This window comes from Synechococcus sp. CS-1328 (assembly GCF_025128095.1).
In the GTDB taxonomy this organism is placed as follows: domain Bacteria; phylum Cyanobacteriota; class Cyanobacteriia; order PCC-6307; family Cyanobiaceae; genus CBW1002.
The window spans coordinates 1-20,622 of record NZ_JAHLYT010000065.1; the positions used below are offsets into that span (position 1 = coordinate 1).

21 protein-coding genes are annotated in these 20,622 nt (G+C 67.0%); 10 read left to right on the forward strand and 11 right to left on the reverse strand.

Translation table 11 applies throughout. The features are described 5' to 3' along the window. Positions 1-513: 513 nt before the first annotated feature. A complete protein-coding gene (locus tag KQ310_RS11915) occupies positions 514-924 on the forward strand; it encodes a hypothetical protein (protein WP_259721949.1) in 411 nt (136 codons plus the stop codon). A 231-nt stretch (positions 925-1,155) separates the two neighbouring features. Here the strand turns inward: KQ310_RS11915 and KQ310_RS11920 are convergent, their stop codons facing one another. Beyond that, positions 1,156-2,055: a shikimate dehydrogenase gene (locus tag KQ310_RS11920; protein WP_259721950.1), complete on the reverse strand. Its 900-nt coding sequence runs from the start codon at positions 2,053-2,055 to the stop codon at positions 1,156-1,158. A gap of 849 nt (positions 2,056-2,904) precedes the next feature. On the opposite strand from KQ310_RS11920, the gene KQ310_RS11925 reads away from it, so the two are divergent. After that, positions 2,905-3,138 carry a hypothetical protein gene (locus tag KQ310_RS11925; RefSeq protein WP_259721951.1) on the forward strand — a complete coding sequence of 78 codons (234 nt, stop codon included), beginning with the start codon at positions 2,905-2,907 and terminating at the stop codon, positions 3,136-3,138. A 19-nt stretch (positions 3,139-3,157) separates the two neighbouring features. Here the strand turns inward: KQ310_RS11925 and KQ310_RS11930 are convergent, their stop codons facing one another. Continuing rightward, positions 3,158-3,550 carry a hypothetical protein gene (locus tag KQ310_RS11930; protein WP_259721952.1) on the reverse strand — a complete coding sequence of 131 codons (393 nt, stop codon included), beginning with the start codon at positions 3,548-3,550 and terminating at the stop codon, positions 3,158-3,160. A gap of 59 nt (positions 3,551-3,609) precedes the next feature. Further along, the gene (locus tag KQ310_RS11935; RefSeq protein ID WP_259721953.1) at positions 3,610-4,926 is read right to left on the reverse strand and encodes a glycoside hydrolase family 10 protein; all 1,317 of its coding nucleotides are present in this window, start codon (positions 4,924-4,926) and stop codon (positions 3,610-3,612) included. A 183-nt stretch (positions 4,927-5,109) separates the two neighbouring features. On the opposite strand from KQ310_RS11935, the gene KQ310_RS11940 reads away from it, so the two are divergent. After that, positions 5,110-5,325 (forward strand): hypothetical protein, encoded by a 216-nt coding sequence (locus KQ310_RS11940; protein WP_259721954.1) that lies wholly within the window; start codon positions 5,110-5,112, stop codon positions 5,323-5,325. A 39-nt stretch (positions 5,326-5,364) separates the two neighbouring features. Then, entirely contained in the window at positions 5,365-6,000 is a 636-nt protein-coding gene (locus KQ310_RS11945; RefSeq protein WP_259721955.1) for a hypothetical protein, read from the forward strand. 26 nt (positions 6,001-6,026) lie between these two features. On the opposite strand, the gene KQ310_RS11950 is transcribed toward KQ310_RS11945, so the two are convergent. Beyond that, positions 6,027-6,452, reverse strand: coding sequence for a hypothetical protein (locus tag KQ310_RS11950; RefSeq protein ID WP_259721956.1), 426 nt, complete (start codon positions 6,450-6,452; stop codon positions 6,027-6,029). Between the two features lie 149 nt (positions 6,453-6,601). On the opposite strand from KQ310_RS11950, the gene KQ310_RS11955 reads away from it, so the two are divergent. From KQ310_RS11955 to KQ310_RS11970, 4 genes are all read left to right on the forward strand, one after another. Next, positions 6,602-7,612, forward strand: a complete 1,011-nt coding sequence (locus KQ310_RS11955) for a J domain-containing protein (RefSeq protein WP_259721957.1) — start codon at positions 6,602-6,604, stop codon at positions 7,610-7,612. Between the two features lie 64 nt (positions 7,613-7,676). Continuing rightward, complete coding sequence (gene hemB / locus KQ310_RS11960; protein ID WP_259721958.1) at positions 7,677-8,672, forward strand: porphobilinogen synthase; 996 nt, start codon at positions 7,677-7,679, stop codon at positions 8,670-8,672. Positions 8,673-8,743: 71 nt separating this feature from the next. Continuing rightward, on the forward strand, positions 8,744-9,175 hold the full coding sequence (locus KQ310_RS11965) for a VOC family protein (RefSeq protein WP_259721959.1): 432 nt from the start codon (positions 8,744-8,746) through the stop codon (positions 9,173-9,175). Further along, complete coding sequence (locus tag KQ310_RS11970) at positions 9,172-11,622, forward strand: endonuclease MutS2 (RefSeq protein ID WP_259721960.1); 2,451 nt, start codon at positions 9,172-9,174, stop codon at positions 11,620-11,622. The genes KQ310_RS11965 and KQ310_RS11970 overlap by 4 nt, the downstream gene beginning before the upstream one ends. Before the next feature lie 42 nt (positions 11,623-11,664). Here KQ310_RS11970 and KQ310_RS11975 read toward each other — a convergent pair whose 3' ends face one another. Beyond that, positions 11,665-12,906: an ABC transporter ATP-binding protein gene (locus KQ310_RS11975; RefSeq protein ID WP_259721961.1), complete on the reverse strand. Its 1,242-nt coding sequence runs from the start codon at positions 12,904-12,906 to the stop codon at positions 11,665-11,667. Between the two features lie 92 nt (positions 12,907-12,998). Between KQ310_RS11975 and cgtA the strand changes: the two genes are divergently transcribed. After that, positions 12,999-13,991 carry an Obg family GTPase CgtA gene (cgtA, locus tag KQ310_RS11980; protein WP_259721962.1) on the forward strand — a complete coding sequence of 331 codons (993 nt, stop codon included), beginning with the start codon at positions 12,999-13,001 and terminating at the stop codon, positions 13,989-13,991. 207 nt (positions 13,992-14,198) lie between these two features. Here the strand turns inward: cgtA and KQ310_RS11985 are convergent, their stop codons facing one another. From KQ310_RS11985 to KQ310_RS12000, 4 genes are all read right to left on the reverse strand, one after another. Continuing rightward, entirely contained in the window at positions 14,199-14,417 is a 219-nt protein-coding gene (locus tag KQ310_RS11985; protein WP_259721969.1) for a Calvin cycle protein CP12, read from the reverse strand. A gap of 138 nt (positions 14,418-14,555) precedes the next feature. Beyond that, positions 14,556-16,625 (reverse strand): ABC-F family ATP-binding cassette domain-containing protein, encoded by a 2,070-nt coding sequence (locus KQ310_RS11990; RefSeq protein ID WP_259721963.1) that lies wholly within the window; start codon positions 16,623-16,625, stop codon positions 14,556-14,558. Between the two features lie 31 nt (positions 16,626-16,656). Continuing rightward, positions 16,657-17,310, reverse strand: a complete 654-nt coding sequence (locus KQ310_RS11995; RefSeq protein WP_259721964.1) for a DUF2301 domain-containing membrane protein — start codon at positions 17,308-17,310, stop codon at positions 16,657-16,659. After that, positions 17,297-18,334: a glutathione S-transferase C-terminal domain-containing protein gene (locus KQ310_RS12000; protein WP_259721965.1), complete on the reverse strand. Its 1,038-nt coding sequence runs from the start codon at positions 18,332-18,334 to the stop codon at positions 17,297-17,299. Before KQ310_RS12000 ends, KQ310_RS11995 begins: the two co-directional genes overlap by 14 nt. A 76-nt stretch (positions 18,335-18,410) precedes the next feature. Here KQ310_RS12000 and KQ310_RS12005 point away from each other — a divergent pair, with 76 nt between their 5' ends. Next, the gene (locus KQ310_RS12005; RefSeq protein WP_259721966.1) at positions 18,411-19,367 is read left to right on the forward strand and encodes an aspartoacylase; all 957 of its coding nucleotides are present in this window, start codon (positions 18,411-18,413) and stop codon (positions 19,365-19,367) included. A 48-nt stretch (positions 19,368-19,415) separates the two neighbouring features. Here the strand turns inward: KQ310_RS12005 and KQ310_RS12010 are convergent, their stop codons facing one another. Together KQ310_RS12010 and KQ310_RS12015 are read right to left on the reverse strand one after the other, a co-directional pair. Beyond that, the gene (locus KQ310_RS12010; RefSeq protein WP_259721967.1) at positions 19,416-19,931 is read right to left on the reverse strand and encodes a hypothetical protein; all 516 of its coding nucleotides are present in this window, start codon (positions 19,929-19,931) and stop codon (positions 19,416-19,418) included. 76 nt (positions 19,932-20,007) lie between these two features. Next, positions 20,008-20,367 carry a hypothetical protein gene (locus KQ310_RS12015; RefSeq protein WP_259721968.1) on the reverse strand — a complete coding sequence of 120 codons (360 nt, stop codon included), beginning with the start codon at positions 20,365-20,367 and terminating at the stop codon, positions 20,008-20,010. Positions 20,368-20,622: the final 255 nt, after the last annotated feature.

Below are 20,622 nucleotides of genomic sequence, written 5' to 3' on the forward strand. Positions count from 1 at the left end.
GGCAAGCACGACCCAGCGATTACCTGGGTCGAGCTTCCCTCCAAAGGGGACATGGAATTCCTCAATCGATAGCTGGCCAGCACTCTGAAAGACGTACATTGTCGAGCCAGCGAGTTCTTCTAAGCCAGAAATGGCTAATTTCGCCTGATCCTAACCCGAGACTATCGCTGGAATCAACTGCCCTGCAAAGGTTCTGGGTTCCTCAGCAAGCCCTAATATAGCCATTCCATCCTTCCCTTGGCATAGCCTGGGGCTCCTCGCAATCTGTTTGCCAGTTGTTGTTGCCAACCCATTCGGCTGTAGCGGTGGCAGGGCTTGCGATCGCAAGGTGGGAAGTCAGGATTGACAAAGCAGCAGGCTTCATGCTGGACGATCGGTAGCATCCTCGACCTTTCGCATCAGGGCTGGAAGTGATGGGTGGTCATCCAGAAGCTCCAATCGGATGGCGCGTCCAAGAGTCTGGTGGTTGATTCCCGCTCGTCGTAGGATTGTTTCATTCTTATCCAATCCTCCATGAGGGAGATCCTGCTCGGTCTCTGCGCCGTCGTCGTTGCTTCGCCTGTTGTTGCGGAATGCAGAGATGATGGCAAGCCCTTTGCTGGAGAGAGTCCGCCAAGCGGTTCGTTGCTTGCCAAGTGCTGGCAGGGCTCAGCCGATGATTTGTGTGGCGTTAAAATCTCGGACTCCCCAGGCCAGAAAATGATTGAAGTCTGGCATCCTGCGAGGGTTCAAAGCGCGATCACGATTGTCTATACGGGGCCTTCGTTCAAGCCAGGCAGTGTGTGGGAAGGCAACTGGGACGAAGAGACTGTGGTTAAGACGTACAGAAGGATGAAGTCGTTTGATGGAAAGACGCTGATCTGGGAAGTCAGGAGATCGAATCAAGAGAAGTGGACAGAGGAGGTGGAATTTGTCATCTTCTGAGTCATGCGAGTTGTCAAACTGACCCTGATTGATCGCGGCATGACGCTTCATCGACGTTCTTTCTCGGGACTTCGTTGCCTGTTGTTTCCGCCTCCAGGTCCCTCAGTCTGAGCTGCCTACCACTGCCCACGCTGATGACTGAATCCACTCCTTTAGGATCTTCATCGGTCATGTGGCTCAGCCACTTCATCAGCTGCAGCACCCCTGATGAGCTGCTGCAAATCGCGTAGCTCACTCGCCGAGGGCTTCGGCCACGGCGCGATGGAACACCGCTTCTTCGGGGCTGATGCCAGTCCAGCGCTCAAAGATCTGCATCGCCAGCTGCACCAGCATCTCCACCCCGTCCACAATCCGGCAGCCCCGCTCACGCGCGGTGGCCAGAAAGGGCGTGATTCGCGGGTTGGTGATCACATCCACGGCTGTACAACCCGGATCCACCGTTTCCCAGCGCACAGGTACGGGCTCCAGCTGTGGCGCACAGCCCAGATGCGTGGCGTTCATCAGCAGGGTGGTGGCCGCTGGCACGCTCACCTGCTGCTCCCAAGCCTGCCAATTGCAGGGCACGCCACTGGCCAGTTGGACGAGCTCCGCCACCTCGCGTCCCTGGCTTTCGCGGCGGGTCACCAGGGTGAGCTGGGCCGCACCGGCCCAGGCAATCTCCACCGCCATCGCCCGGCCGGCCCCGCCGGCACCAAGCATCACCACCCGCTGATCGCGCAGCGGCACCATCTTTTCGATCGCCTTCACAACGCCCTTGCCGTCGTTGTTGTGGCCGATCAGGCGCCCCCGCTCAATCGTCACGTAGTTGGCGGCGCCGATCGCACGCACGTCGTCGTCGACCCCATCCAGCATGGGCATCACGGCCACCTTGTAGGGCACGGTGATGCCCACGCCGCGATAGCCGAGCGGTGCCAGGGCGGCGACGGCCAAGGCCAGATCAGCCTCCGAGGCGATGTCGCTCTTCCAGAACTGCCAGGGCAGGCCGTAGTGGCTGTACACCGTGTCGAACATGCGGTCGATCGGGTTCTCGGCCACCGGATGGCCGAGCATGCCGGTCATCTGCTTCTGGGGAGGAATCACGGTGGTGATGGCGACTGGGTCCAGCTTGGCAACGCTACGGAGCCTGGCCATGACGACCATGCGGCTGGTTGAGAGCTGGTTGATGGCCGCGTTTGGGGTGGATGGCTTGGATTGGGCGCAACTGTTCTTCAGCGCAGGTTTGCCGCAGCCTTGTTCGTACAGCCTCCCGGTGATGCAGCTGCATCAGCCAGCCTTGGATCGTTGCTGACGATCGAAGATGGCGCTCTGCAGCTGCTCCAGCCGTTGTTCTGGCGGCCCCACCAATTCGATCAGCAGCAGACCCCTTTGGTTTGGCATCACATCTCCTCTCTGTGAAAAGACGGATGGGCGGCGGCCCAATCCTTGACAACGATGGACTTGCCCAGCGAGTGAGAGCCTGAAATGGCGATGCGCATGAAAGGATTTGTCTCAGGAGATCCTTGTATTCAAGAACTTGTTGCTTTGGTTTGGATGAGTGGGTCCATCCTGTTGCTTTGGCGGATTGGAATGGTCTGGCGGATTGGAATGGCCTGGCTGATTGAAATGGTCTGACTGTTTGGAGTGGACTGATTATTGGAATGGTCCGGTGATTGGTTTCAGAGTTGTGGCGACGCAGATTGCCTTTGCCTCCTCTCTGTCGATGACCCGCCAGAGCTTGAAAGGAACCTGTTCTGGTGTCTGCCTGTGCGGCCCCCTCTGAACCCATGCACCCACGCACAATCACTGGCTGGGCCTGGGGTGTGAGCAAGATCACAGCCAGCCTTGAGCCGGATCACGGCTCCTCCCATCGGCCGCTGGGAGGGTGAGGGCACCGCCGGAACAGCCCCTGGCGGCACTACTACACGCGCTCGGAGGCGACCAATGGCATTCTTCGATGCGAGGGGCTCTGTCAGGCCTCCTGAGCTAGCGATCCAGCTGGTGGTGAAGCGGAATTCGGACGGGGATACGGTGATCGAGGCCAGCCAGGCCACGATGGTGCCCGAGCGTGCCCGCTTGCTTTGGCAGGAGTTGGCCGATTACGCCCAGCAACGGGCCCTGTCTGAGGAAGCCCGCCGCCAAGCCCTTGAGGACGCTCTCTCTCCCGGAGGTCCTCTGCCGGTGGTGCTGCCTCCCGAACTCCTGACCCTGCCGCGCTCCCGTCGCTGCGGCGCCTGAGGCTCTCAGTCTTCCCAGCTCAGTACGCACAGATCTGGAAATCATTCCCGTCCCAGCAGGCACGATCCCGAGCGGATCGCCGCGCCGGACCCCAGCGGGAATTGATGCCGTCCTGGGTGAGTCCGCGGACCTCCGCGATCTCTGGAGTCACCAGGGTCACCGAGAGGAACAGCCGGCCGGCGATCAAGGGTTGTCCGATCGGGCCGATCGAGAAGCTGCCATTGCCGCCGAACTGCTGGAAGTCGCAGCGCCCTTGAAAGGTCGTCACGCCAGCTTCTTTCACCACACAGCGGGCCTCCTTGGCTGTGGCTGGCGAGGCGGTGAGCAGTCCAAGGGACACGGGCAAAAGGGCCAGTGGCAGGAGGCGCTGCAGAGGCTGTTGCCAGGCCATGGCGAACACGATGATGCCCATTGCTAAAGCGATGGTTGGGGGCTGTCAACGCAGCTGGTCAGGTCTGCCTCAAGCCCGCCTCAGGCCCCCGGCAGGCTCGGTAAGGGAGGCGGCAACGGCAGGGACCTCAAGGGTGGTGCCGTGCCGGCGCGCGCCCGCCGCTGGCGCGGAGCAGGCGTGGGGAAGAGCTGGCGCAGGCCCGCCAGCCGTGCTTCTCGTGGTTCGCTGCTCTGATCCCACAGACTCTCGAGGTAGAAAAAGGCCACGCCCAGTTGAAGTTCCCTGGCTGCCAGCACCTGGGACTGGATCAGGGCCATCGGAGCCGGCCGGTTGCGCTGCCCGCTCATGATGCCGATGCCCGTGGGGATCTTCTGCAGGGTTTCCTGCACCTCCACCCGGCTGAGATGGGGCAGAAAACTGTCGAGATCAGGTCGGTAGATCTGGATCAGGATTTCGTCGGCGATGCCGCGCCGTACCCAGCCAAGCCAGTCCTGCAGCTGCAGTTTGTAGGCGAAGTCGTAGTAATTCGGCGACACGGATAGGATCGCCCCTGGCCGGCGGGTCGTCACCGCCTGCTTCAGCTGACCCATGAAATCCGTGATCTTGTCCGCCCGCCATTTCAGCCAGGCCGGATCCTGAGGCGTGGGCGGCGCTGCCACTGCTGCGGAGGCTTTGGGTGTGGCTTTGCTGGTTTCCTTCTTGGGATCCTTCTCGGTCTGCTTCTTGGTTCTCTTCTGGATGTCCTGCTGGTACAGCGCCAGCGTGAAGGGGTCGTAGCCGAACTCCCGCGGCAGGCTCATGTGGTCGTCGAACTGGATGCCGTCCGCGTCGTACTGGCCCACGATCTCCAGCACCAGATCGGTGATCAGCTGCTGCACCTCGGGCCGGAAGGGATTGAGCCAGGCCACGGTGCCGGCGGCGCTGATCGAGGTGAGGCCGCCGTCCTGTTTCCGGGTCAGCCAGTCGGGATGCTGCCGGCTCAGGAGTGACTCCGGTGGCGTCATGAAGCCGAACTCGAACCAGGGCACCACCAGCAGGCCATGGGAATGGGCGGTCTCGATCAGCTCGGCGAGGATGTCCTGTCCCTGCAGGCCGCGGTAGGTGAAGGTCTGCAGGCCGCGCTCCTCGGAAACCCTGCTTGGGTAGTAGGCGAAGCCGTCGTTCCAGACGACCGGATAGATGGTGTTGAAGTTCAGCTCCGCCAGCTGGGCCACCATCTGCCGCATCCGCTCCCGGTCGCGCAGCACGCCCATGTCGTTGGCGGTGATCCAGACCCCCCGAATCTCGGTGGGTCTGCCTGTGGCGACCGGCTGGGCGGCGAGCTTGGCGGGGAAGGGCAGGAGCAGCGCCAGCCCCAGGGCCGCCAGCATCAGCAGAACCCAGAGTCGGCGGCCCATGGGAGGCGTGGGCTGAAGGAGCCGAACGCTAAAGCCTTCTGCTTCTGGGCGTCTCAGGCGCCGGCCCAGGCCCGTTCGCGAGCCTTGTGAGCAAGATGTGAGCAAGATCACAGCCGGCCTTGCGCTGGATCGCAGCGAGCAGCAAACGCTCCGCTGAAAGTGACGACATCGGGCAAACGAACGATGTCGACCCACCAATCCGCCACCACCACCCAGAAGCTCCTCACCCTGGTCCTCGCGGCCATGGTGGTGGCGACCGGGCTTGGCAACCTGGAGGCGCCCCAGCCTTCACCGGCGGCCACGACCCTGCATCAGGGGCAGCGCCTGGAACTGCGCAGTGCCGCTCGCCCCACCATGCGCTACCTCGGCCAGCGCGCAACGGGAGCTTCCAGGATCTGACCCTTGAACGGATCGCCCACTCACCCTGATGCTGGGTGGATGGTGTCCTTCTCCCTGCTCGCCGAAATCCTGCCCCTGGCGCTGGGGGCGGGCGTGAGTCCATTGATGCTGATCCTGCAGGTGATGCTCCTGGGCCGCAGCACCCAGGGCCTGGGCCCCAGCTGGGGCTTCGCCGCCGGCGCCAGCCTGGTGGTGGCTGGCTGGACCCTGGCCGGATTGTTGCTGGGCCATGCCCTGCCGCCCCGCTCCGCAGGGCCAGACCCCGTGGCGGCGGTGGTGCACCTCGTGCTGGCCCTGCTGTTGTTGACCCTGGGCCTGGCCATTCAGCAGGGACGCCTGGTTCATGCGTCGGCGGTCGGTGCGGAGGGGGCACCCCTGAGTGTCAGGCGCGGCCTGCTGATCGGAACCGGCAGCATGGCCACCAACCTCACCTCGCTGGTGTTGTTTCTGCCAGCACTGCAGGATCTGGCCCGTGCCCAGTCGCCGCTGCCGACCGAAGTGCTGCTGATGGCCCTGATCACCCTGCTGCCCGCCCTGGCCCCACCGGCCCTGGTGTGGCTCTGGGGCGCCCGTGGCCGCAGAACGCTGGAGAGCGGCTCGCGCCCTGGATGGCGCAGCACCAGCGCCGCATTCAGGCGCTTCTCTGTTTCGGCTTTGCCGGATTTCTGGCGCTGAAGGGCATCAGCGGCCTCTGAGCCGTTTCAGCGGCCGTAGCCGCTCCACACCTTCAGTTCCTCGATCGTCTGCACGCCCTCCAGCCGCTTGCCGGCCATCTCCCAGGTGGGGAAGGCACGGATCTTGGCGCTGATGCAGCGCTTCCGGCCGGCATCGTCCTTGTCGCACTCCACGTAGGGCAGCCGATCGCCGGCCTCCTTGCCGAACAGGCTCTTCTGCTTGAAGCAGGCCGGGCACCACCAGGCGCCATAGAACAGCACACCCTTGGCACGCAGGTGCTCGGTGAGGGCCTTCTGTTCAGCGGATGAGGATTTGAGAGCCTCGCCGAGGCTGGGGGTGGTGCTGGCCTTGCCGGAGGGGGCGCTGCCGGCACTGGCGGTACTGGCGAAGCCCACCATCAGCGTGCTGAGACCGATCAGCAGGCCGGAGCGCAGGGTGCCGCGACGAAACATGGACGAAACCTGAGCTTGAAGGAGTTTAGGAACAGTGGCGGCCCATGGGCACGAGCCGCGTTCGGCCTTCCGCCCACCAGAACCCCGCACGGCAGGGGCTGTGGCTGAGACACTGGGGCCGGCCGTTGTTCCGATCTGCCCGCGCTGCGATGAATGCCAACGGCTACCGCGACTACTTCAAGGTTCTGGGTGTGGAGCGCGGTGCCGATGCCGACACCATCAAGAAGGCCTTTCGGCGGCTGGCACGGCAGCACCACCCGGATGTGAACCCCGGAGACAAGGGCGCTGAGGCGCGCTTCAAGGAGGTGAGTGAGGCCTATGAGGTGCTCTCCGATCCCGACAAGCGGCGGCGCTACGAGCAGTTCGGTCAGTACTGGAGCCAGATGGGTGGTCCCGCTGGAGGCGGTGGGCCCGGTATGGATGTCGACTTCGGCCGTTACGGCAATTTCGACGACTTCATCAACGATCTTCTGGGTCGCTTTGGGGGATCGGGCGGGGGAGTTGGCGGTGGTGCTGGTTTCAGCGGGGCACCGGGAGGCTTCGGGTTCGGCTCCGGTTTCCCCGGAGGCTTCGGGGGCGGTTTCCCTGGCCCCGGTGGCGCCACGGCCAGGGGAGGAGCCGCCAATCTCGATGCAGAAGCCACCCTCAATCTCACCTACAGCGAGGCCTTTCGCGGCTGCGAGCGCACCCTCGCGGTGAACGAGGAGCGGGTGCAGGTGCGCATCCCTGCCGGGGTGAAAGCCGGCAGCCGGCTGCGCCTCAAGGGCAAGGGCAACCTCCAGCCCGGCACGGGGCGCCGCGGTGATCTCTACCTCCAGCTCCAGTTGCAGGAGCACCCTGTCTGGAAGCTGGATGGCGATCAGTTGCGGGCCGAGCTGCCGCTCAGCCTCGATGAGTTGGCCCTCGGCGGTGAGGTGCGGGTGGCGACGCCCGATGGCGAGGCTGCCGTGCAGGTGCCTCCCGGCATGACCCTGGGCCGCAGCCTGCGGCTCAAGGGCAAGGGCTGGCCGGTGAAGGGTGGGCGTGGCGACCTGCTGCTCACCCCTGTGCTCAAGCTTCCCGAGACACTCAGCCCCGAGGAGCGCAGCCTGCTGGAGCAGTTGCGGCAGGCCCGCAGTGCCGATCCCCGCAGCGGCTGGATCCAGGCGGCGAAGCTCTGAGGGCTGCTCCGCCGCAGTGGTGCTGAGCACTGCTCCGTAGGATCCGGCCAGCCCGTTTCCGTCCATGGAGCTCTCCTACCGCCCCCGCCGGCTGCGCCGCACCCCTGCGCTGCGTGCCCTGGTGCGCGAGCACCATCTGGCAGCGGCCGATTTCATCTATCCCCTGTTCGTGCATGAGGGGGCGACCAACGAGCCGATCGGCGCCATGCCCGGTTGCCAGCGTTGGAGCCTGGAAGGCCTGGTGGAGGAGGTCGGGCGCGCCTGGACCCTCGGCATCCGCTGTGTGGTGCTGTTTCCCAAGGTGGCCGATGGCCTCAAGAGCGAAGACGGCGCTGAATGCTTCAACGAGCACGGCCTCATCCCCCGCGCCATCCGTCGCCTCAAGGAGGTGCATCCCGGCATGGTCGTGATGACCGATGTGGCTCTCGACCCCTATTCCTGCGATGGCCACGACGGCATCGTCAGCGCCGAGGGCGTGGTGCTCAACGACGAGACCGTGGCCATCCTCTGCCGCCAGGCAGTGGCGCAGGCCCGAGCCGGTGCTGATCTGATCGGCCCCAGCGACATGATGGACGGCCGTGTGGGTGCGATTCGAGAAGCGCTCGATGAAGAGGGCTTTGAGCATGTGGGGATCATCAGCTACACCGCCAAGTACGCCTCCGCCTATTACGGCCCCTTTCGCGAGGCGCTCGATTCGGCGCCCCGTGCAACCAACACCAAGCCGATTCCCAAGGACAAAAGCACCTATCAGATGGACCCGGCCAACGGCCGCGAATCCCTTACTGAAGCCCTGCTCGATGAGCAGGAAGGCGCCGACATCCTCATGGTGAAACCAGGCCTGGCCTATATGGACATCATCCATCGCCTGCGGGGCGAAACCGAACTGCCGATCGCCGCTTACAACGTGAGCGGCGAATACGCCATGGTCAAGGCGGCGGCGGAGCGGGGCTGGATCGATGAACGGGCCGTGGTGCTCGAAACCCTGCTCTGCTTCAAGCGGGCCGGTGCGGATCTGATCCTCACCTATCACGCCTGTGATGCGGCGGCCTGGCTGCGCTGACCCAGTACCCCACGGCACGGTCCACTCTGGCAAGGCCGAGAATGAAGCCAGCAACAGTTCCGGCAGGTTCCATGGCTCAGTCGGCGACCCATCGACTCGGTCACGTGGCCCTGCGGGTGCAGGACATGGACCGTGCCACGGCGTTCTATGGCTCGCTTGGGTTTCGGCTCACCTGGGAGGCCGACGACTGGGCCTATCTCCAGAACCCCCGCAATGGCGACGGCATTGCCCTGTTGAGTCCCAGCTACAAGGCGGCCGGCCCCCACGTCGCCTTCCACTTCTGCGATCGCTCCGAGGTTGAGGCCGCCCATGCCCGCCTGGCGGCGGCCGGCCATCCGGTGGGTCCGGTGCATGACCACCGCGATGGCACGGCCTCCTTCTACTTTCAGGATTCCGAGGGCAACTGGCTGGAGATGCTCTACGAGCCAGCCGCCGGCATCCCTTCCAACGTGCCGGGCCAGGCCCCGATTCCCGTGCCGCCTCTGGCGGGGGAGCGCAGTTGATCCAGTCCCCCGGTGCGCCGCCGGCCCCCACGCCGGTGCAGCACGACACGCTGGAGTTGCTGGAATGGCCGCGCCTGGCCGGCCAGGTCGCCAGCTTCGCCAGCACAGCGGCCGGCCGCAGCCATTGCCTCGATCTGCCTCTGGCGCCGAGCTGCGCCGCCAGTCAGCGTCTGCTGGCCGAAACCACTGAGTTGCTCGGCCTCGATGGTCTGGTGGAGGGTGGGCTCAGTTTTCAGGGGGCCGGCGACATCGCCGCCACGGTGCTGCTCTGCGCCAAGGAGGGCACCGCCGATGGCGAATCCCTGCTGCTGGTGGCCTCCACCCTGGCGGCGGCCAGGCGCCTGCGGCGGCAGATCGAGGATCCCGAGCTGCGGCCGAGTTGCTCGGCTCTGGTGGCGGAGCTGCGCACCCTGCCCGAGCTGGAGCAACGTCTGCATTTCTGCCTGGAGGAGGGCGGCCGGGTGGCGGATCGGGCCAGCCCGCCCCTGACGGGGCTGCGGCGCCAGCTGCAGGGGGTGCGTGGCGAGCGGCGTGAGCGCCTGCAGGACCTGCTGCGGCGCCATGCCGCTCTCCTGCAGGACACGGTGATCAGCGAGCGCAACGGCCGGCCCGTGCTGGCGGTGAAGGCCGGGGCGGCCAGCCAGTTGCCGGGCCTGGTGCACGACAGCTCCGCCTCGGGGCAGACGGTGTTCCTGGAACCCCAGGCCGTGGTGGCCCTCGGCAACCGCATCCGCGAGCTGGAGGGTCAGGAACGGGACCTGGAGCGGGAGGTGTTGCGGCAGCTCAGCGCTGCGGTGGCCCAGGAGGCTGCGGCGTTGCAGCACCTCCAGGCGGTGCTGGTGCGGCTGGATGCCGCCCTGGCCCGGGCCCGGTATGGAGCCTGGCTCGGGGCGGTGCGGCCCCAGCTGCTCGAGGATCCGGCGGCGGCGTTTGAGCTGCGCGAGCTGCGCCATCCCCTGCTGCTCTGGCAGGAGCGGCGCGAGGCTGGCGCGGCGGTCGTGGCGGTGAGCCTCACCGTGGGCAACGATCTGCGCGTCGTGGCGATCACCGGCCCCAACACCGGCGGCAAGACGGTGACGCTCAAAAGCGTGGGGCTGGCGGCCCTGATGGCACGAGCCGGTCTGTTCCTGCCCTGCAGCGGCACGCCGCGGTTGCCCTGGTGCGCCCAGGTGCTGGCCGACATCGGCGATGAGCAGTCGCTGCAGCAGAGCCTCTCCACCTTCAGTGGCCACATCCGCCGCATCGCCCGCATCCTCGCGGCCCTCGGCCCCGAGGCGGGCGCTTCGCTGGTGTTGCTCGATGAGGTGGGGGCCGGCACCGATCCGCAGGAGGGGTCGGCCCTGGCGGCGGCGCTGCTGAAGCATCTGGCCGATCGGGCCCGGCTCACGATCGCCACCACCCACTTCGGCGAGCTCAAGGCCCTCAAATACACCGATCCGCGCTTTGAGAACGCCTCGGTGGCCTTCGACGTGGAGACACTCTCGCCCACCTACTGGCTGCAATGGGGCATCCCGGGGCGCAGCAATGCCCTGGCGATCGCCACCCGTCTGGGTCTGGATCCTGCGGTGGTGCAGGCGGCGGCGGCCCAGCTCGAGCCGGCCGGCGAAGGGGAGGTGAACCGGGTGATCGAAGGCCTCGAAGATGAGCGCCAGCGCCAGCAGCTGGCGGCGGAAGAGGCGGCGGCTTTGTTGGCCCGCACCGAGTTGCTGCATGAGGAGCTGCTGTTGCGCTGGCAGCAGCAGAAGGAGCAGAGCGCCGAGCTGCAGGAGCGGCGGCGGCTGGAGCTGGAGCACTCGATTCGCGACGGCCAGAAGGAGGTGCGCCGCATCATTCGCCGGCTGCGGCAGGGGGCAGCCCGTGATGGCGGTGGTTCTGCGGCCAGCCTGGGCGAAACGGCCCGCCAGGCGGGGCAGCGGCTCAAGACCCTGGAGCGGCAGCATCGGCCCCAGCCCGAGCGGCGTGACCATCGCGGCTGGCAGCCGATGGTGGGGGATCGGGTGCGGCTGCTGGCCCTGGGCAAGGCGGCCGAGGTGCTGGCCATCTCGGGCGACGGCCGCGAACTCAACGTGCGCTGCGGTGTGCTGCGGCTCACCGTGGATCTGACGGCGATCGAGGGGTTGCATGGCGAGAAACCCACCCTGCCGGAGCCTGCCGCTGCCGTGGTGCAGATCCGCAGCCGCCGCTCCCCCGCCAGCCGCGGGCCGGACGTGCGCACCGAGGGCAACACCGTGGACGTGCGGGGGATGCGCGTTCACGAAGCCGAGGCGGCGGTGGAGGAACACCTGCGCGGTGCCAATGGCCCGGTGTGGGTGATCCACGGCATCGGCACCGGCCGGCTGAAGCGGGGGCTGCGCGAGTGGCTGGCCGGTGTGCCCTACGTGGAGCGGGTGGGCGACGCGGAGCAAGGTGACGGCGGCCAGGGCTGCACGGTGATCTGGCCCCGCTGATCAGGCCGAGTCGATCAAACTAGTTCGATCAAACCGGTGCGATCAGATCCGTCCGATGTCTGGCAGCTTCGGCTCGTGGTTCACGGACACCGGCAGGGGCAAGGCCTCGCCGGAGGCATCGAAAAACCGCCAGCCGCTCGGCTCCACCTCCAGGTGGACGGTCTGGCCCGGAGCCAGGTGCTGCGAGGGATCGGCCCGCAACAGCACCAAGTGGCTGGTCTCCTGCAACCGGCAACTGATCAGTTGCTCGTTGCCCAGGGCCTCGAGATGGGTCACCTCGGCCGGCAGGTTGCGGTTGGTGGCAGGAGCCAGGCGCAGATGTTCCGGCCTCAGACCGGCGGTCAGGCTGCTGGCTGAGGCGGTCTCGGCATGGGCGGCCAGGGCCTCGGTGACCGGCCCCTCCACCAGAAAGCGGCGTGAGCCCAGTTGCACCTGATCCCCACCCAGGGCGATCACCGGCAGCAGATTCATCGGCGGGCTGCCGATGAACTGCGCCACAAACAGATTGGAGGGCCACTGGTAGAGCTCCATCGGCGTGCCCAGCTGTTGCAGCCGGCCGGCGTTGAGCACGGCGATGCGGTGACCCATGGTCATCGCCTCCACCTGATCGTGGGTCACATACAGGGTGGTGGTGCCCAGGCGTCGCTGCAGCTCGACGATCTGGGCGCGGGTGCCGGTGCGCAGCTTGGCGTCGAGATTGCTGAGCGGTTCATCCATCAGGAACACCGCCGGCGAGCGTGCAATCGCCCGCCCCAGGGCCACCCGCTGCTTCTGGCCGCCCGAGAGCTCCTTGGGGCGCCGCTGCAGCAGCGGCTCCAGCTCCAGGGTCTCGGCCACCTCGGCGATGCGCCGCTCGATCCGCTCCTCGCGCTCGGACGGCACCCGCAGCAGGGGCGGCAACTGGCGACTGGCCCGGTGCAGGGTGTCCTGCAATTGCTGGGCCGCGCTGCGGGGGCGGCTGCGCCGCAGTCCGAAGCCGATGTTGTCCGCCACGCTCAGGTGGGGATAGAGGGCGTAGCTCTGGAACACCATGGCCACGTCCCGCTGGCCGGGCCGCAGCCGGCTCACCGGCTTGCCGCCCACGGTGATCTCGCCGCCGCTGGGGGTCTCCAGGCCCGCCAGCAGCCGCAACAGGGTGCTTTTGCCGCAGCCGGAAGGGCCCACCAGCACCAGGAATTCACCGTCGGCGATGGCCAGGTCGAGCTGGCGCAGGACGGAGACCGGCTCCCCTCCGCGCCGCGGCGGATAGGTCTTGCTGACCTGCTGGAATCGAACCTCGGCCAAACCAGCCCTGCGACGGGGCGATCCTAGGGTTGTCGATCGCGGAGGTCCCGGTTGCGGAGTTCCGGCAGCGTTGTTCGCCTTCCCCGTCCCCCTTGCAATTCATTGATCAGGCCCGCATTGCCGTTCAGGGCGGGCGCGGCGGCGACGGTATCGTGGCCTTCCGCCGCGAAAAGTATGTGCCGGCCGGTGGTCCCTCCGGTGGCGACGGTGGCCGGGGCGGCAGTGTGCTGCTGGTGGCGGACAGCAACCTCCAGACCCTGCTCGACTTCAAATACAAGCGGCTGTTCGCCGCCGATGACGGCCGCCGTGGTGGGCCCAACCGCTCCACCGGTGCCAGTGGATCGCCGTTGGTGATCAAGGTGCCCTGTGGTACTGAAGTGCGTCACCTGCGCACCGGCATCCTGCTGGGTGATCTCACCGAATCCGGCGACGAGTTGTTGGTGGCCGCCGGTGGCCGCGGTGGCCTCGGCAACGCCCACTACCTCAGCAACCGCAACCGGGCCCCCGAGAAGTTCACCGAAGGCAAGGAGGGGGAGCAGTGGCCCTTGCAACTCGAGCTCAAGCTGCTGGCGGAAGTCGGCATCATCGGCTTGCCCAATGCCGGCAAGAGCACCCTGATCTCGGTGCTGTCCGCCGCCCGGCCCAAAATTGCCGACTACCCCTTCACCACCCTTGTGCCCAATCTGGGGGTGGTGCGCCGGCCCACCGGTGATGGCACGGTCTTTGCTGACATCCCCGGCCTGATTGCCGGAGCGGCCCAGGGCGCTGGCCTGGGTCACGACTTCCTGCGCCACATCGAGCGCACCCGCCTGCTCGTCCATCTGGTCGATGTCGGTGCTCCTGATGTGGAGCGGGATCTGGAGGTGGTGGAGCAGGAGCTCAAGGCCTATGGCCACGGCCTCTCGGAGCGGCCGCGGCTGGTGGTGCTCAACAAGCTGGAGCTGCTCGCTCCTGAGGAGCTGGAGGCGCTGCGCCTGCGGATCGAAGCGCGGCTCGGCCAGCCCGTGCTCACGATCTCGGCGGCGATGGCCCAGGGACTGGAGCCCCTCAAACAGGCCGTGTGGCAGGAACTGGGCGTGGGCTGAGCTGAGCTGCTTAACGCTGCTCCAGGGGCAGGCTCTGACAGGGACGCCCCAAATGAAAAGGCCCCACAACGGCATTCGCTGTGGGGCCTTGAGACCATTGCTTCCCTAAAGAGAGAGACGTGCCGCCATCAAAGTTCAGGGACCCGGGGAACGCTGCGGTTCCTGACGTGACGAGTGGGTCTGGGTCAACCTCAGCCAGGTTGAGCCTCAGTCGTCGTAGACACGGCACTCAGGGGCTTCAGGATTGAGATCGCAGTACACCTCGAGGGCGGTGGGATCCTTGCTCTCCTCGGGGTGGTGCTCCTTGTACTCCTTGAGATCGTGCAGCTCACCCTCGAGGTGCCGCAGCTTGCCGAGGTCCCCGGCGGCACGGGCCGCTTCGATCTCAGTCTGATCCTTCTGGATGTGCTCGTCGATCGTGTTCATGCAAATGCCGGCCGTCACGCACCGGGAATCATCGAATCCACCATACGGGCCACAACGGCATGGGTGGGCCTCTGTGCGCTGCTGCTGATCTGGCGCCGCATGGACGCTCAGATGGCCCGCCCTCGCCGCCCTCGCCGCTCAGGCTGTCAGCTCGCTCAGCTCTAGCCAGCGCTCCTCCGCTGCTCCGATCCGCTCGATCAGCTCGGCCAGCTCCTGGGTGAGGCTCTCCAGGGCGGTGTAATCCTCGCCGCCCCCGGCAAGGCGTTGCTCCAGGTCGCGGCGGCGTTCTTCGAAGAGGGGCAGATCCCTGTCCAGGTGTTCCAGCTCGCGGCTCTCCTTGAAGCTGCGGCGGCGGGCCCGCTTCGGTGCGGATGCGCGCGTCCCTGGGGTGGTGGCCGCCTGGGTCGCTGGAGTGGCAGTAGCGGGATCAGGGGCTTGGCCTGCCTGGGTCTGGTCTCCTTTTGCCTGATCTGCTTGCTCTTGGTCTGCTTGAGCCTGGCTGCGTCCGCTCTGGCTTTGACCTGACTGGCGGTCGTTCTGCTGGCCCTTCGGGTTACCTCCCTGGTTGGCCCCGGCATCCTGATCCCTGCGCTCGAGGTAGGCGCTGTAGTTCCCCTCGAAACGCCGCAGCTCGCCGTCTTCGAAGCTGAACAGCCGATCGACGGTGCGATCGAGGAAGTAGCGATCGTGCGACACCACCACCACACAGCCGCGGAAGTCTTCGAGGAAGTCCTCCAGCACGCTGAGGGTGTGCACATCCAGGTCGTTGGTGGGCTCATCGAGCAGCAGCACGTTCGGCGCTTCGATCAGCAGCCGGCAGAGGTGCAGGCGCCGCCGCTCTCCACCGGAGAGCTTGCGTACCGGCTGATGTTGCTGGGCCGGTGGGAACAGGAACCGCTCCAGCAGCTGCGAGGCGCTGAGCTCCACCCCGTCCACATCCACCCGGCTGGCGGCATCCTTCACCACATCGATCACCTTGCGCTCCAGGGCCGGTGTGCCGTCGGCGCCGGCCTGCACCAGCACATCGCTGTGCTGATCGAAGTAGGCCAGCTTCACGGTGCTGCCCAGCTCCAGGCTGCCGCCGCTGGGCTGGCGCCGACCGGCGATCACCTCCAGCAGGCTGGATTTACCAACGCCGTTCGGACCGATGATCCCCACCCGGTCCTCCGGGCTGAAGTCGTAGCTGAACTGGCGCAGCAGGGTGCGGCCCTGCTCCCCTTCGACGCTGCTCACGCACAGATCCTCGGCCGTGATCGCCCGCTTGCCGAGGCGTCGGCTGTTGGTGGTCAGGCTCACCTGGCCGCGACCCTGGCGCGGTGGTGTCTCCCGGAGGGCCTCGATGCGCTGCAGGCGGGCCTTCTGCTTGGTGCTGCGGGCCTTGGGGCCCTGGCGCAGCCAGGCCAGCTCGCGCCGCAGGGTGCCCTTGAACTTGGCGGCCGTGGCGGCTTCGGAAGCCTCCTCCTCGGCCCGGTGCTTGAGATAGGTGGCGTAATTTCCCTCGTAGGGCCGGGCTTCCCCCTGTTCCACGGCCACGATCCGCCGGGTGACGCGGTCGAGCACGTAGCGGTCGTGGGTGACGAGCACCAGCGCACCGGGAAAGCGCCCCAGATAGCTCTGGAGCCATTCCACCCCGTGGGCATCGAGGTGGTTGGTGGGCTCATCGAGCAACAGCACGTCTGGTTCAGCCACCAGGGCGGCCGCCAGGGCCACCCGCCGGCGGAAGCCACCGGACAGATCACCGAGCCGCTGGTGGCCGTCGCCCAGCCCCAGCCGCTGCAGCACCTCGCGGCACTGCTGTTCCAGTTGCCAGCCGTTGCTGCGGTCCAGCTGGGCCTGGAGGTCGCTGAGCTCAGCCAGCCGCGCCCCGTCCTCGGGATTGGCCGCCACCGCATGGCTGAGCTGCTCGTAGCGGAGCAGCAGATCTGCCTTCTCGCCGCAATCTGCCCAGACCTGCTCGAGCACGGTGTTGGCGGGATCGAAGACGGGGTCCTGATCCACCAGCACCACCCGGGTTCGGCTGGCGCAGCGCCGCTCGCCGCTGCCCAGGGGTTCGAGGCCGGCCAACACCCGCAGCAGGGTCGACTTGCCGGCGCCATTCGGGCCGATCAGCCCCAGCCGTTCCCGCTCCCCCACATGCAGGGTCAGGTTCTCGAACAGGGTGCGGATGCCGAAGTCCTTGCCGGCATCCACCAGGCTGATCAGGCTCATGGGTCAGGTGGGCTGCGGGGCGGGCCGGTGTTCAGCCTCGCAAGCCGTCGGCCGCCGGGGCCTGCCGTTGCCGTTCCATCTCATCGAACACGCTCTTGTCGCCCACATCCGCGGCGGCCGGCATCGGGAATTTGCGCAGGCACAACAGCAGCAGCAGGGCGCTTTCGGTTGCCAGCAGCGCCACCGTGACGCTGGGATCGAGCAGCCCACTGAGACGGCCCAGCAGGGCCAGCGGCAGCAGCAGGGTCACACCGATGGCTTCGGGCCGCCGAAAGCAGAAGAACTCCTTGAAGCCCACCCCGGCCAGGGCCGCGAAGAAGGGGCCGATCGCCAGGATCCAGAGCGGCTGGCGCGCCAGCTCCGGCAGCATGGCGCTGGCACCGGCCTGGGCGGCCAGCGCGATTCCGCCCAGGCAGCCCAGCAGCCAGAACAACTGCAGGGCCCGGTGCAGGGGCCGCAGGTAGATGTGAATCCAGCGGAGGGCCAGCCCCAGGCCCGCCGCCATCACCAGCAGCCAGGGCCAGACCAGATCAGGTCCCCACTGGCGCCACTGCAGCAGCAGGCCCAGCTGGCCGATCGCCACGGCCGTGAGGGCGAGGCGATAGCCCAGCACCTCACGGCGGTCGTCGGCCGTGATCGTGAAGGGGCCGTAGTAGCCCTCGTGGACGGCATCAGGACTCTGCATCGATCCTCTGGCAGGAAACGGCTGGGGTGCCGTTCACCAGTGTGGCCAGGGCCGGGCCTGCCGGGATGATGCCGGAGGGGTGCAGCGGAAACAGGCTGCCGAAGTAATCGGCCCGCCAGTGCTCCGGCCAGCAGGTGGCCGCCACACCGGCCAGGCCGTAGAAGCGCTGGCGCCAGCGCCACAGGGCCGGCAACTGCCAGAGCGGCAGGCGGCTGCAGCCGAACAGGGGCGCGTAGATGAGCTCCAGGCGGATCAGGGTGGGAAACAGGATCACGTCTGCCAGGGAGGGCTCGCTGCCGCCGCAGAGCCAGGGGCCTGGGTTCCCGGCGGCCGGCGGCAGGCTTGCTTCGGCCGCGGCGAGGACCTCATCCGCGGCACTGAGGGAGCTGAACAGGGCTGCCTCGGCCCGGTCGTAGGCCGCCTGGTTGCGCGCAAAGCCGCAGCGGTAAACACCATCGTTGACGCTGTGCTGTAGCCGCTCTCGCCAGGCGGTGATCAGGTCGACCTGCGTTGCCGGTGCCAGATCGCAGGCGCTGGAAGGTGCGGGCCACTGGTTGAGCAGCTCGATCAGCACCGCGCTTTCGTTCACCAGGATCCGCCCCTCGTCGCGGCTGTAGAGGCAGGGCACCGTTGCCGGCCCGTTGGCCGGCGCTCCGCTGGCGCCAGGCGCACGGCGCTGGTAGAGCTCCGCCAGGGTGGCGCACCCTTCGAAGGGTTCCGCAAAGCACCAGCGCCCTCCTCTCCGGTCGGGTTCCACCACCTGCAGCGTGATCGTGGTGTCCAGCTGGCGCAGGGTCCAGACCAGCCAGGCCCGGTGGGCCCAGGGGCAGCTGCGGCCAACGATCAGCACGTGGCTGCCGGCCTCGCCGGCCCGCGGCGGCAGGGGTGGCAGCTGGCCGTAGGCGGCGGCCGGACGCCGGTAGTTGCCCTCGGTATCGGCCGGCCCCAGGCCGCCCATCAGCTGACGCCACTGCCATTCCCAGACCTGGCGAACCACTTGCACCACGGGGGCGGGAGGGCGCATGACAGGGCAGCGGCAAGGTCCAACTCTCGGCCAGCGCTGCGCCAGGCTGGGCAGCGAGCGATCGTGCAGACAGCCCATGACCGGCGGTGACAGGGCTCGGGTGTTGGTGGTGGCAGGAACCCACGGCAACGAGCGCAATGCTCCCTGGTTGCTGGATGCCTGGCGGCGGCAGCCGGCCCTGCTCGATCGCAGTGGACTGGCCTTGGAGCTGGTGCTGGGCAACCCCGAGGCCCATGCGTTGAACCGCCGCTATCGCGATCGCGACCTCAACCGCTGCTTCGTGCCGGCCCTGCTGGACGATCCCGCCGAGGATGCCGATGAGATGCAGCGGGCCCGTGAGCTGATCCGTCTCCATGGTCCCGAGGGGGTGCAGCCCTGCCTGGTGGCGCTCGATCTGCACAGCACAACGGCGGCCATGGGCAACTGCCTGGTGGTCTACGGCCGCCGCCCGCCGGATCTGGCCCTGGCGGCAGCCCTGCAGGGGCAGCTGGGCCTGCCGGTCTATCTGCATGAAGCCGATCCCCATCAGAGCGGGTTCCTGGTGGAGCGCTGGCCCTGCGGTTTGGTGGTGGAGGTGGGGCCGGTGCCGCAGGGAGTGGTGGTGCCGGCCATCTGCGTCCAGACCCAGCTGGCGGTGGAGGCGTCGCTGGATGCCCTGGCGGCGGCGGGCCGCGGCCAGCTGCGTCTGCCGCGACAGCTGGTGGTGCATCGCCATCTCACCATCCTCGATCTGCCCCGCCATGCCCATGGCGCTGTGGCGGCCTGCTTTGATCCGCGGCGGATGCACCGCGACTGGCAGCCGATGCGACCCGGTGACCCGCTGTTTCTGGGGGAAGAGGGTCAACCCCTCCCCTACGTGCCGCCGCCGGGTCTGGAGTCCGACACGGTGTGGCCGGTGTTCCTCAATGAGGCGGCCTACGGCGAGAAGGGGATTGCCCTGAGTCTGACCAGGCGTGAGAGCTGGCCGGTCGAACCCTCCTGGTCTGAGGCCCTGGGCCAGCTGGCTGCTCGACTGGCCGTGGAGGAGAGGTGAGCTCCCTGGCGGCCAGCCAACGACCTCAGTGGCGGCCAGTCAATGGGCTCAGTATTGAGGCGGTGCGGGGTTTGCCTCAATCGGAGGATTGCCTGATTCCGACTGGATGGGTGGGCGCGGTGCGCCGTTGTAAATCACGCTCACCACCTGACGGCCATCCGGCGCGATCAGGATCTCGGTCTCCATGGTGGCGGGAAGTTCAAGCTGCTGCCAGCCCGGTTGTCCCCCCAGAAAACGGAACAGGAACCCCTGGCCGTCGGCAGAGATCAGGCAGTTGTTGTCTGCGACGGAGGTGCGGAACATGCAGTCGGCAGGTCGATAGACGCCGAGGCCGCCATTGAGTTTTACCGCCACGTTGCGGGCCAGGTTGACGGCGCGGATGCGGCTGTAGGGCTCGGGTATCGCAAGGTCCAGCTGTGCCACCCGGTTCTCGGCCGGGGGACGGATCGTCTCCAGTGGGGAGAACGCCAGGGCCGCGGGGATGGCCAGGCTCAGGGGCGCGGCAGCGGCCAGGGAACCCGCCAGGACAGCGTGCAGTGCCCGCGGGGACAGGGAGGCGCGCATGGGGAAGCAAGGTTGGCGGAAGGGCCCATCACCTCAGCGGTGCTGGCCTGGCTTGTCAAGTTGGGGATGGCCGGCATCAGCCGCAAACCAGGGTGCCCTGTTCCTTGGTGCAGGGCAGATCACTGCTGCTGCCATCGGCCCAGTAGATGCGGAGGCGATCGTCATCGCTGCCGCTCCGCAGGGTGAGCGATTTCACTGGGCCAGCGGGGGGCTTGCCGTCCCGGTCTGCCGGATCGCGGGGCGTGGTGGCGTTGAGCTTCTGCTCCAACTGCTGCAATTTCAGCTCCAGCTGATTGAGGCGCTGCTGCTGGCTGGTGTCCACCTTGATCGGGCTGGCCGGCTTCGGCTGGCAGGCCGTCAGCAGAAAGGCCGCGCCGAGCAGCAGCAGGACACCGCCGTTGCAGACAAAGGACAAGCGTTGCGGCGAGTTGGTCATGCCCTGGTGATGGAGCGAGACCCGAACTCCTAGCAGTGCCCCCAGGCGTTGACCAGCCGCACGATCCCTGGCCCATGGCTGGAGCCCAGACAGACAGGCCCATGGCGCCCAGGCTCCCAGAAACTTCATGAACCCCCTTTACAGAACCGCAACATTCCGTTACGGTCGTTACAGGCGGAGCACCGCCGTGGAGGGGTTTCCCTCACCGGACCCCGTCCATACCTCTTCCGGAGCCTTCAGGCCCTGGATTACCAA